The 11,810-nt window shown below is 67.1% G+C and carries 11 protein-coding genes; 8 read left to right on the forward strand and 3 right to left on the reverse strand.

Translation table 11 applies throughout. The features are described 5' to 3' along the window. Window positions 1–9 precede the first annotated feature (9 nt). The 3 genes from AC0QC4_RS02610 to AC0QC4_RS02620 are packed head-to-tail and all read left to right on the forward strand — an operon-like array spanning window position 10 to window position 2,743. The gene (locus AC0QC4_RS02610; RefSeq protein WP_483658156.1) at window positions 10–1,368 is read left to right on the forward strand and encodes a DUF389 domain-containing protein; all 1,359 of its coding nucleotides are present in this window, start codon (window positions 10–12) and stop codon (window positions 1,366–1,368) included. After that, window positions 1,365–2,360 (forward strand): cupin-like domain-containing protein, encoded by a 996-nt coding sequence (locus AC0QC4_RS02615; RefSeq protein ID WP_483658157.1) that lies wholly within the window; start codon window positions 1,365–1,367, stop codon window positions 2,358–2,360. The genes AC0QC4_RS02610 and AC0QC4_RS02615 overlap by 4 nt, the downstream gene beginning before the upstream one ends. A 56-nt stretch (window positions 2,361–2,416) precedes the next feature. Continuing rightward, window positions 2,417–2,743, forward strand: coding sequence for a hypothetical protein (locus tag AC0QC4_RS02620; RefSeq protein WP_483658158.1), 327 nt, complete (start codon window positions 2,417–2,419; stop codon window positions 2,741–2,743). A gap of 186 nt (window positions 2,744–2,929) precedes the next feature. Here the strand turns inward: AC0QC4_RS02620 and AC0QC4_RS02625 are convergent, their stop codons facing one another. After that, entirely contained in the window at window positions 2,930–3,844 is a 915-nt protein-coding gene (locus AC0QC4_RS02625) for a crotonase/enoyl-CoA hydratase family protein (protein WP_483658159.1), read from the reverse strand. Between the two features lie 216 nt (window positions 3,845–4,060). On the opposite strand from AC0QC4_RS02625, the gene purC reads away from it, so the two are divergent. Both purC and AC0QC4_RS02635 read left to right on the forward strand, forming a co-directional pair. Further along, window positions 4,061–4,840: a phosphoribosylaminoimidazolesuccinocarboxamide synthase gene (gene purC, locus AC0QC4_RS02630; RefSeq protein ID WP_483658160.1), complete on the forward strand. Its 780-nt coding sequence runs from the start codon at window positions 4,061–4,063 to the stop codon at window positions 4,838–4,840. 30 nt (window positions 4,841–4,870) lie between these two features. Then, a complete protein-coding gene (locus AC0QC4_RS02635) occupies window positions 4,871–5,338 on the forward strand; it encodes a hypothetical protein (RefSeq protein ID WP_483658161.1) in 468 nt (155 codons plus the stop codon). 30 nt (window positions 5,339–5,368) lie between these two features. Here the strand turns inward: AC0QC4_RS02635 and AC0QC4_RS02640 are convergent, their stop codons facing one another. Beyond that, complete coding sequence (locus AC0QC4_RS02640) at window positions 5,369–5,764, reverse strand: GFA family protein (RefSeq protein ID WP_483658162.1); 396 nt, start codon at window positions 5,762–5,764, stop codon at window positions 5,369–5,371. A 304-nt stretch (window positions 5,765–6,068) separates the two neighbouring features. On the opposite strand from AC0QC4_RS02640, the gene AC0QC4_RS02645 reads away from it, so the two are divergent. Beyond that, the gene (locus AC0QC4_RS02645; protein ID WP_483658163.1) at window positions 6,069–8,927 is read left to right on the forward strand and encodes a M16 family metallopeptidase; all 2,859 of its coding nucleotides are present in this window, start codon (window positions 6,069–6,071) and stop codon (window positions 8,925–8,927) included. Between the two features lie 22 nt (window positions 8,928–8,949). Next, window positions 8,950–9,885 carry a glycerophosphodiester phosphodiesterase family protein gene (locus AC0QC4_RS02650; RefSeq protein ID WP_483658164.1) on the forward strand — a complete coding sequence of 312 codons (936 nt, stop codon included), beginning with the start codon at window positions 8,950–8,952 and terminating at the stop codon, window positions 9,883–9,885. A gap of 513 nt (window positions 9,886–10,398) precedes the next feature. Here the strand turns inward: AC0QC4_RS02650 and AC0QC4_RS02655 are convergent. Further along, entirely contained in the window at window positions 10,399–10,749 is a 351-nt protein-coding gene (locus AC0QC4_RS02655) for a metalloregulator ArsR/SmtB family transcription factor (protein ID WP_483658165.1), read from the reverse strand. Between the two features lie 55 nt (window positions 10,750–10,804). On the opposite strand from AC0QC4_RS02655, the gene AC0QC4_RS02660 reads away from it, so the two are divergent. After that, a complete protein-coding gene (locus AC0QC4_RS02660; protein ID WP_483658166.1) occupies window positions 10,805–11,767 on the forward strand; it encodes an acyl-CoA desaturase in 963 nt (320 codons plus the stop codon). Window positions 11,768–11,810: the final 43 nt, after the last annotated feature.

Genomic DNA, 11,810 nt, shown 5'->3' on the forward strand with positions numbered 1-11,810 from the left:
CCGGCTCCGGTGAGCCGCCACCCCGGACGCGCCGGTGTCCACACCGCCGAATTCTCGGCGGGTGGACGCCGCGCTTCGCACGAGGCGGCGGACACCGGATCTGCTCCTGAGGAAGACGCGCCCGCGGCCGATACGCATGGCCGTTCGCTGATTCTGGCCAGCGTCGCGCGCGATGCGCGGCTCGACCGCAAGTTCATCCTGCTGATCACGCTGGCGACCGCCATCGCGACGCTCGGCCTGCTGCAGGACAGCGCGGCGGTGGTGATCGGCGCGATGCTGGTCTCGCCCCTGCTCGGGCCGATCATGGGCGTCGGCTTCGGCCTCGCCACGCTGGAACCGACGCTGATCAAGCGCTCGCTGATCACGCTCGCGGCCGGCATGGGTGCCGCCATCGGCATCGCCATGCTGCTGGTCTGGCTGTCGCCGATCGCCGACGTCACCGGGGAACTCAGCGCGCGAACCCAGCCGACCTTGCTCGATCTCGGCGTCGCGGTGGTCGGCGGCATTGCCGGCGTCTATGCCATCTTGCGCAAGCTTTCGGGCGTGATGGTCGGCGTCGCCATTGCCACCGCGCTGGTGCCGCCGCTCTCCACCGTAGGTTTCGGGCTTGTCACCGGCCGCCTCGACATGGCCTTGGGCGCGGGCCTGCTGTTCCTCACCAACACCCTCGCCATCGCCTTTGCCGCGACGGTGGTGGCACGGCTGAACCGCTTCGGCCCGTCGCTGACGCCGCAGCATACCGCGATGCAAGTGGTGGGCATCGTCCTCACCCTCGGCATCCTGTCCATCCCGCTCGCGCTCTCGCTCAATCGCATCGCGCGGGAGGTGGCGGCGCGCTCGGTGGTGCAGACCCAGCTCAATGCGCTGATCGACGGCGCGACCCGCATCGACGAGCTGTCGGTGCAATTGCAGGACGAGGCGGTGACGGTCGATGGCGTGCTGCTGGTCGACCGGTTCGATGCGACGCTCAACACGCGGTTGCGCGATGCCGTGGCGGAGCGGCTCGACCGCAGCGTCAGCGTCAATATCGTCCAGCTCCGCCAGCAGACCGGCGCTGCCCAGCAGGTCGAGGACCGGCTCAACCAGCGTCTCGCCGCGCTCGAACGACGCGATGCCGAAAGCGAGGCGCTGCTGCGCGAACTGATGGTCGGCGGCCTCATCGAGCGCAGCGCCATCAGCCTCGATGCCCAGACCCGCCGCGCCGTCGTCGCGCGCGATGCCGATGGCGAGGGCGATCAGGTCGCCGCCGCGCTCGACCGGATCATGGCCGCCGCCCAGGCCGCGCACCCCGGCTGGGCGATCGTGTCCGGGCCACTCGTCCCCGTCACCCCCGCCCCGCCGGCGCCGCCAGCAGAGACCGCACCATGATCGCCACGCCCGACAAGCGCAGCCTGATCGCCGCCGGGCTCGCCGAGGGCGAGGACGATGCGGCGCTGCTCGCCCGCCTCACCGCTGCCGGCATCTCCGAAGCGGCGGCGCGCTACGAGATCGGCCGGCTCGCCAAGGATCCCTTCGCCGCCGCACTGCGCAGCCTCGCCGCGCGCCATGCCAAGCAGGGCTGGTTTCTCGCCAATCAGGCGCGCCTCACGCTCGAACAAGTCGGCGCACTCGATCTCGCCACCGTCGACGCCATCGATCCAGACCGCTTCTATCGCGACTTCTACGCCGCCAACCGCCCCGCCAAACTCACCGGTCTGATCGCCCATTGGCCCGCGCTGACCCGCTGGAGCCTCGACCATTTCGCCGCCATCGCCGGGGATCGCGTCGTCGAGGCGCAGGTGCAGCGCGACAGCGCAGTCGATTACGAACTCGCCAAGGACAATCACCGCCGCCAGGTTCGCTTTGCCGATTTGGTCGAATGGCTGCGGCCGGACGAGGCCAGCAACGACGTCTATCTCACCGCCTACAACAGCGGCACCAATGCGGTCGCGCTGGCCCCGCTGTGGAACGACATCGGGACCGTCGCCATCCTCGAGCGGCGCGGCGACAGCGACGGCTTCTTCTGGCTCGGCCCGCGTGGCACGCTGACGCCCTGGCACCATGACCTCACCAACAATCTGCTGGTGCAGGTGCTCGGGGAAAAGCGCATACGCATGGCACCGCCCTGGGCATGGGCGCGGATGCGCAACAGCACCCACTGCTTCAGCGACTGGGATAACGAGCCCCTGCCCGCCGGCCCCGGCGACGCCACCCGCCCGCCGGTGCTCGAATGCACCATCGGCCCGGGCGAAGCGATCTTCCTGCCTGTCGGCTGGTGGCATCAGGTCGAAGCGCTTTCGCTCTCCGCCAGCGTCAGCTTCACCAACTTCGCCCGCGCCAACGCGCATGTGGAAGACTATCGCAGCTGGGGCGCGATCTGAGCGAGGGAACGGCGCCCAGCGTCGCGGGTTGATCTGGGGTTCGCAAGGAGACCGCCATGCCCCGTGACACTGCCCCTTCCCACGAAACCGAAAATCAGGAACAGGACGATGCCGCCGCGCAGGCGCAGGCGGTGGCCGACGATGCGCTGGGCCGCAGCGACGATCCGTCCGAAGACAGCGTAAAGGCCAGCCCGCGCGACCCGGCAACGCTGACACCCGACGATGCACCCGACCTCATCGACCGCATGGAGCAGATGGTCTCGTCAGGCCATATCGACATGGACGCCTATCGCGGCGAACCCGCGCATGACGACGAGGCGGACAGCTATGGCGCGGATCCCGACGAAGTCGATGACGCCGACGGCGTGCCGCACGACCGCTGACGCCGGTTGCCCGTGACGCGAAAGCGACGTTCGCCGCATTGCCATCGCCCCCTCTCGTCGCCCCGTGCTTGACACGGGGCAAGGCTTTATCCGGCATTGTTGTCGGAGCAGCCAAGCCCCGCATCGAGTGCGGGGCGACGGTTGTAGCGATACGGATTCCAGTTTGCGGCTAACTAACAGCCGCTCTCACTCATAGCCCGGGTCGACATCGAACGGCTCGAACTGCGGATAATCGTTGGCGACGCTGTCGGTGAACACCGGCGGCCGTTTTTCAAGGAAGCTGACCACGCCTTCGCGCGCATCGGCCATGCGCCCGCGCGCGAAGATCATCCGGCTGTCCCAGCGGTGCGCGACATTGGGATGGCTGGCCCCCGCCATCCGCCACAGCATGTGGCGGGTTGCGGCGATCGACACCGGCGACGATTCTGCCGTCAGCCGGTGCGCCAGCGCGAAGGCGGCGTCGAGCAGCGCGCCGGGTTCATGGATCGACTGCACCAGCCCAGCGTCGCGCGCTTCCTCGGCGCCGAAGATGCGCCCAGACATGCACCAGTCGAGCGCAGTTGGCAGGCCGACAAGACGTGGCAGGAACCAGCTCGACGCCGCTTCCGGCACGATACCGCGCCGCGCGAAGACAAAGCCATAGCGCGCGGTGGTGCTCGCGATGCGCATGTCCATCGGCAGCGTCATCGTCGCGCCGATGCCGACGGCCGCGCCGTTGACCGCGCCGATCACCGGCTTCTTCGCGGCAAAGATGCGCATCGTCAGCTCGCCGCCCGAGTCGCGCACCAGCGGGTGCGACCAGTCGATGCTGCCATCCTCCCCCACCGGGGACGAGCCGCCGTCGCGTGCGTCGCCGCGCCCGCGCTTGTCATAATCGAAGGTTGCCGCCCCGGCAGACAGGTCCGCGCCAGCGCAAAAGGCCCGCTCGCCGTCGGCGGTGAACACGACCGCCCTTACGGCATCGTCGCCATCCGCCTCATCGAGCGCCGCGATCAGCTCGTCCTTCATCTGCGCGGTAAAGGCGTTCATCGCCTGCGGTCGGTGCAGCGTCAGCAGCATTGTATTGCCTTCGCGTGCGGTCTTTATCTGCACTTCGGACAATGGCTCTCTCCCTCGATCGATGCGTTTCGATTCACTACCCGTCCACCGTGCCCATCTCCGCGCCGAGCGCAACCCCGCAATTGCGCGACTGCCGCCTTTGGGCTAATCGGGGAGGCAAGCCCCGGCCGGTCGAGCGACTCTCGCGCTCCCCGCAGCCGGGGCAAGATGTTTTCGCGCCGTCGCCATCCACGCGCCGGCCAGCAGGGGTTGCTCCGCATGGCACGTCGCCGCCAGATCTACGAAGGCAAGGCCAAGATCCTCTACGAAGGGCCGGAGCCGGGCACGCTCATCCAGTATTTCAAGGACGATGCCACCGCCTTCAACGCGCAGAAGCGCGGCACGATCAACGGCAAGGGCGTGCTCAACAACCGCATTTCCGAGCATGTCTTCACCCTGCTCGACCACATCGGCGTGCCCACCCACTTCATCAAGCGCCTCAATATGCGCGAGCAGCTGATCCGACAGGTCGAGATCGTGCCGATCGAGGTCGTTGTCCGCAATGTCGCCGCCGGCAGCATCTGCACGCGGCTGGGGCTGGAAGAAGGCACGCCGCTGCCGCGCACCCTCATCGAATATTATTACAAGGACGATGCGCTGGGCGATCCGCTGATCAGCGAGGAGCATATCGCCTGCTTCAACTGGTGCAGCCAGGACGAGCTCCATGACATGCAGGATCTCGCCATCCGCGTGAACGATTTCCTGTGCGGCATGTTCGCCGGCGTCGGCATCCGCCTGGTCGATTTCAAGATGGAATTCGGCCGCCTGTGGGACGGCGACTGGAGCCGCATCATCCTCGCCGACGAGATCAGCCCGGACGGCTGCCGCCTGTGGGACATGGCGACCAACGAGAAGCTCGACAAGGACCGCTTCCGCCGCGACCTCGGCGGCGAGGTCGAGGCCTATCAGGAAGTCGCGCGGCGGCTGGGGTTGTTGCCCGAGGATGGCAATACGGCGGTGCTGGACCTGGAGAGCCACCGGAAGAAGAAGGGGGGGTGAGACCCGCCATAAGACATCTAAGAGGAAAATGTGACTGCAAAGCCTGACGATTGGAAGCGTTTGCCATTTGGCGACACGGCGTCGATTCCTTACGCAGATAGCTTTAGCGACTCCCAGTTCGAGCGGATTGCAGCTGGTTTGATCCCGCAGGCTATGGAGGACAAATGGTTCGCTTACGTTGAGGGATCGACACTGTACTTTCATCGGAGTTGGACTGGACAAGCCGTCTATCGCGTCGAGTTCAACAAATGCGATGAGCAATGGATCGTCGCCGACGCGCAATGCGACGCAGACTTAATCTTAAACTCAGATAGCAACTATCTAGCCGAGCTTTTGGGTTTCCTCATCCACAATCTGCTCTTGGGCGGGCGCAAACCCTTCCCCCGACCGGCGGGCGTTTCAGAAGCGATGCCGGGAATGTATCAACATGCCATTTCCGGCAGCGGATACCCTGAGACAGTAGTTGCTCAGAAACGCTGGTGGAAATTCTGGAGTTGAGGGACATGATGGCCGTTAAGGCTGGACCCCTCAATCATGCACCACCCCATCCCCCGTCACTTCCAGCCAACCATGCTTGCGGCTCTCATACACCGAGAAATCCGGCGCTTGAAATGAGGGGTCGGCAAAGCAGCCGACCGGCACCGCGACCATCCCCGGCAGCGCCTCGATGACGAAGGCGAGGGTCGATCCGCAGGTCGGGCAAAAGCGGAACTCCGCCCAGTTGCCGCTGTCCCCCACTGTCCGCCACTCGCGCAGTTCCCCGCGCAGCACCACATCCGCCTCGGGCCAGCGCGCCTGATACGAGAACGCGCTGCCGCTGCGCTTCTGGCAGTCGAGGCAATGGCAAACCGAAGCCCGCACCGGCTCGCCGGTGACGGTAGCGCTGAACTGCCCGCAGCGGCAGGTGGCTGTGCGTGTCGTCATGGAGAGGGAGTGTGGGCCGATGGGTCGGCTCAGGCAAGATTATCTCACACAAAGGCACAAAGGCACAAAGACTGAAGGAAGAGGGTTTCACGCAGAGGCGCAGAGGGGTTGCGCTGTTCCACGAAGCGGCTGGACCATTGGCTGTTCAGCCGTAGTCGCGATGTTTGAACTTGAAGAGCGGCTGCGCCGCATAGCCTCTCTGCGATCTCTGCTTCCTCTGCGCCTCTGCGTGAACCAATCTCTGCTGCCCTCGGCACCGCCACCGGCCATTGACCGTTCACCTGCCCCCCGCGAAAAGGCCGACATGATCCGCTCGCTCATCGCTGCACTCGCCTTCGTCGCCGCCCCGCTCGCAGCGCAGCCCGCCGCCCCGGTCAGCCCTGCCACCAACCCGCAGACCCCCGCCGCTGTCGCCTGGGGCTTTGCCGGCAGCGATCTGCCGCCTGACCCCGACGTGCGCTTCGGCGTGCTGCCCAACGGCATGAAATATGCCCTGCACCTCAACACCACCCCGCGCGCGGGGATCGTGCTGCGGCTGCAGTTCGACATCGGCAGCCTGGCGGAACGGGGCGACGAGCGCGGGCTCGCGCACTTCCTCGAACATATGGCCTTCAACGGCAGCACCAACGTGCCCGAGGGGGAGATGGTGCGGCTGCTCGAACGGCAGGGCCTCGCCTTCGGCGCGGACACCAACGCCTCGACCGGGTTCGATACCACGAGCTACCGGCTCGATCTGCCACGCAACGAAGCCGCCCTGATCGACACCGGCCTGATGCTGCTGCGCGAAACCGCCAGCGAGCTGACCATCGCCGATGCCGCCGTCGAGCGCGAACGCGGCGTCATCCTGTCCGAGCGGCGCGCGCGGGACAATTACGCTTTTCGCAACCTGATGAGCCAGCTCGATTTCCTCTACGCGGGCAGCCTGGTGCCGCAGCGCCTGCCGATCGGCACGGAGGAGGTGATCCGCACCGCCCCGGCCGAGCGGCTGCGCGCCTTCTACCGCCGCTGGTACCGGCCCGAACGCGCCACGCTGGTCATCGTCGGCGACATGAACCTCGATACGATGGAAGCCGACATCCGGCGCCGCTTCGGCGACTGGCAGGGCAGCGGCGCTGGCGCGGACGATCCCGTCGCGGGTGCGCTCGATCTCGCCCGGCCCGCCGCAGCTGACATTTTCGTCCATCCTGCGGTTGCGGAAACCGCCGCGATCACCTGGCTGCGCCCATGGCGGCTGGAGCCAGACAGCCGCGCGCTGCGGCTGCGCCGTGCCCTCGAATCGATTGCCGAGTCCATCCTGGAGCGCCGCCTGTCGCGGCTGGCGCTGGTCCCCGATGCGCCCTTCCTCTCGGCCGGTTTCAGTGCCGGCAACAACTTCGACATGGCCGACAGCATCGGCATCTCCGCCCAGACGCGCGATGGCGGCTGGCCGCGCGCGCTCGCCGCGATAGAGAATGAGCTGCGCCGCGCCCGCGAGCATGGCTTTACCGAGGCCGAGGTCGCCGAGCAGATCGCCAATTCGCGCACCGCCATCCGCAACGAGGTCGCCGGCATGGCCACCCGGCGCAGCGGCGCTCTGGCCGACCGGCTGCTGTCCGCCGCCGACGGGCGCAGCGTCGTCACCACCCCCGCCTTTCGTGCCGCGCTGTTCGAGGAGTTCGCCCCCGCCATCACCCCCGCCACCGTCACCGCCGCTTTTCGTGCGCTGACCGACGGCCATGGCGCGCCGCTGGTCCGCCTGACCGCCAAGGCCGAACCGGAGGGCGGCCGCGATGCGCTGCTCGCGGCCTTTGCCGACGCCACGCGTGTCGCGGTGCTGCCGCCCGAAGCGCGCGCGGCACAGAGCTTTGCCTATACCGATTTCGGCACGCCGGGCAGCGTTGTCAGCGATGATCGGATCGCCGATCTCGACATCCGCCGTGTCCGCTTTGCCAATAATGTCATGCTCAACATCAAGCGCACCGAGTATGAGGATGACCGGGTTCGCATGCTGGTCCGGATCGACGGTGGCGCCTTGCTCAACACCGTCGAGGATCCGACCCGCGTCACGCTGGCCAGCGTGGTGCCGCTGGGCGGGCTCGAAGCGCACAGCAGCGACGATCTGCGCAGCATCCTCGCCGGCCGCACCGTACGCCCCAGCTTCGGCCTCGGCACCGACAGCTTCAATCTCGCCGCGCTGACCACGCCGGACGATCTGCTGCTTCAGACGCAGTTGCTCGCCGCCTACCTCACCCATCCGGGCTATCGCCCCGAGGCGCTCGACCTGTTCCGGCGCGCGCTGCCACAGCAATATGCCGCGAGCGACGCCACCCCGGGCGCGGTGCTCGGCCGCGATGTCGGCGCGATCCTTGCCGATGGTGATCCGCGCGTGGTGCAGCCGCCGCTGGAAACCATGCTCGCGCTCGACTGGCCAGGCTACCGTGCCGCCGTCGCCGACAGCATCGCGCATGGCGCCATCGAAATCGGCATCGTCGGCGCGGTCGATGAGGAGGCCGCCATCGCCGCCGTCGCTGCCACCTTTGGCGCGCTGCCGGAGCGCCGAGCGGCCTTCGATCCCCGCACCGCCGAGCGGTCGCGCAATTTCGCGCGTGACCGGTCGACCCGCACCCTGTTCCATCGCGGCGAGGCCGATCAGGCGGTCGTCCAGACATACTGGCAGGCCCGCGATGCCGAGGACCAGCGCGAGGCGATCCGGCTCGAACTGCTCGCCGATGTGATGACCATCCTCCTCACCGACGAGCTGCGCGAACGGCTCGGCCAGACCTACAGCCCCTCGGCCGGCGCCAGCCTGTCGCTGGATTTTCCGGGCTACGGCTTTCTCTACGCGTCGAGCAATGTCGCGGTGGGCGATGTTGCGGCGGTCGAGGCCGCCATCGACAGTATCGCCACCCGTCTGCGCGACGCGCCGATCGATGCCGACCTTCTGGTCCGCGCCCGCGCGCCCTTCGCCGAACGGCTGCGCCAGTCGCGGCGGGAGAACGGCTATTGGCTGCCCTATGTCGCCGCTGCCGCCAGCGAGCCTGAGCGGCTCGACCGCAGCCGCAACGCCATCGCCGAACTCAATGCCGCGACTGCCGAGGAGCTGCAGGCGCTGGCGCAGCGCTATCTCACGCCCGACCGCGCACTCAGGGTCCGCGCCGTGCCGCAAGGCTGGACCGGGCCATGACCGGCGTGGCATGGCGATAGCGATGAATCGCCTGCCCGCCCTGTCTGCCGCCCTGCCCGCCATCGCGCTGCTCGCCGCCTGTTCGGCGGTGGCCGAATCGCCGCCTCCCGGCGGCGCATCGGGTCCGCCACTCGGCGCCTATTTCGATTGCCTGCGCACCCGCAACCAGGCGGTGGTCAGCGCACATCGGGCCGGGCCTGCCGCGGGCCTTCCCGAAAATGCCCTGGAGACGATGCGCGCCACGCTCGATCGCAATCCGCGCGCGCTGCTCGAGATCGATGTCCAGCGCAGCGCCGACGGCGTGCTGTTCCTGCTCCACGACGACCGGCTGGAACGCACCACCACCGGCCGTGGCACCGCCACCCAGCTGCGCTGGCGCGCTCTGTCGCGGCTGAGGCTCAAGGACGATGCCGACACCGTCACCCGCGCCCGCATCCCCGCGCTTGCCGACGCGCTTGCGCTCGCCCGCGCGCGGAATGCCATCGTCCAGCTCGACGTCAAACGCGGCACGCCCTTTGCCGACGTGGTTGCCGCTGTCCGCACTGCCGGGGCCCAGCGCAACGCCCTCATCATCACCTACAATGAAACCGACGCTGCCGAAGTCGCGGCGCTCGCGCCGGACCTGATGGTCTCGATCAGCGCCTTCGACGGCGCCGCGCTCGATCGCCATCGTGCCGCGGGTATCGACCCGCGCCAGCTGCTCGCCTTCACCGGCACCCGCGATCCCTCGCCGCGCTGGTTCGCACAGCTGCGTGCGGCCGGCATCGAACCGATCTTTGGCACACTGGGCCGCGAAGGCACCCGTCTCGACGATCGCTGGCTGGCGGATGGCGACCCGTCCGAATTCGCCGAACTGGCCCGCGACGGCGTGGTGATAATCGCCACCGACCGCGCGTCCGAGATCGAAGGCGCACTGCCGCCGCTCACCTGTAGCGTGCCGCAGGCAGCGCAGAACTGATGCGCTTCGCCGGCCTGGCGGCATTCCACCAGCATACAGCACAGACCCGCGACCTTTCCCGCCACGACTGAGGTCGCCTGCGGTTTGGTGCGCCCGATGCGCTTTTCGCCAACACAAAGTGGTAAGGGGGAAAAGCCGGTCGCCTGCTCGGCGAAAGGAGCAAAAGCGCAAAAAAAACGGGCCGGAGGCGCGAAGCGCTCTCCGACCCAGCCTTCCGGGCTCTCCCCTCCCGAAACTCGTGACACTCTTATGACGGTGATTCGGCCTGCTGAAAAGAGGGAAAATGCCTTTTCTGGCAGCAGCACTGCCATTTTTTTACGCAGCCCCGCCACCAGACGACAGGATGGACCCGACAGCCGGTCATTTCCGCCCGAAAGGCGGACCCTGGCAATCGTGCCGGACGCGCCGCGGCATCCGCTTCAGCCAGTGGCGCACTCTCCCGCAGGTGGCCAACATCGGTAACGCAGACGCACAATCCGGAACGCGACAGATGTCACGTCGTCTTACGGGCAATTAGCTTTCGCCCGCCGCCTCCCGCTCCGCCAGCTCACGCGACTCCGCCTTTAGCGGGCGCGAAACCGGGCAAACCTGTTGCACGTAGCCATTCAACACATTGGCCAGCGCGTCTGGCAACAGCCGGTAAAAAACAAACTGGCCGCGCTTTTCGCCGACGATCAGCCCGGCATTCTCAAGCACCGAAAGATGCTGCGACACCGCCGGCTTGGTCATCGCAAACCGTGCAGCGATGTCGCCGGCACTCAGCTCGGCATGCGCAAGATAAGCCAGTATCTTGCGGCGAGGCGTCGAGGCCAAGGCTTGAAACACGCGCTCCATGGCAAGGCACATGGCGATGGCGCAGGCCATTGACAAGCATTTAGATATTTAAGTAATTACTTATCTATTGAAGGGAGAACTTGTCATGCCGCGTCATGCCGATCCGCACGCCGTCAACCATATAGATGAGGCCGCAGGCGGCGATCCGCTGACAGGGCAGGTGCGCACCGATTGGAGCAATGTCGCGTGGAACGGCGGGATGGCGGCCGTCGCGCTGATTGCTGGACCATTCACGGCCACCCCCGCGGCTATCGCGCTGTTCGTCCTGCTGACCGGTGCCGTGCTGTTGCTTGGCCACAGTATCGGTTACCATAGGCTGATGATCCACGGCAGTTTCGCCTGCCCGCGCTGGCTCCGCCGCACCTTGATCTGGTTCGGCACGCTGGTCGGTATGGCTGGACCCTATGGCATCATCCGGGCGCACGATACGCGCGACTGGGCACAGCGACAGCCGGAATGTCATCCGTTTCTGGCGCACCGCACCGGCATGCTGCGCGACGCCTGGTGGCAAATCTATTGCCGCCTGGAACTTACCCAACCGCCGCGCTTCGATTTCGGAACCATCGAGGGCGACCGCTTTATCGGCTGGCTGGAGAAGACATGGCGCTGGCAGCAGCTTCCCGTTGCGTTGCTGTTGCTGGCTGTCGGTGGCTGGGGCTGGGTGGTCTGGGGTGTCGCGGCACGCGTCGCGGTGGCCAACCATGGCCACTGGCTGGTCGGCCATCTTGCGCACAATCGCGGCCCGCAAAGCTGGCTGGTCGAAGGCGCGGGCGTGCAGGCGCATGACGTGCCGTGGGCGGCGATCCCGACAATGGGCGAGGCATGGCATAACAATCATCACGCGTTCCCAGGATCGGCAAAGCTCGGGCACCACCCGGGGCAAAGCGATTGGGGTTTCGCGGTCATCCGGCTGCTCGAGCGATTGGAGCTGGTCTGGGCGGTGCAGACGCCTGAGACGCTGGGGGAGCGCGCCGAGCTGAAGGCGGTGCCTGCGACAGCAAGCACTGACGGAATCGGCCGGACTGCACTCATCTGGGAGCAGAGCTGACCTCGACATTGGTCTGAACCAGCGGCACTATCGTGGCTCCATT

The sequence above is a fragment of the Sphingomonas sp. jy18 genome, from assembly GCF_056931895.1.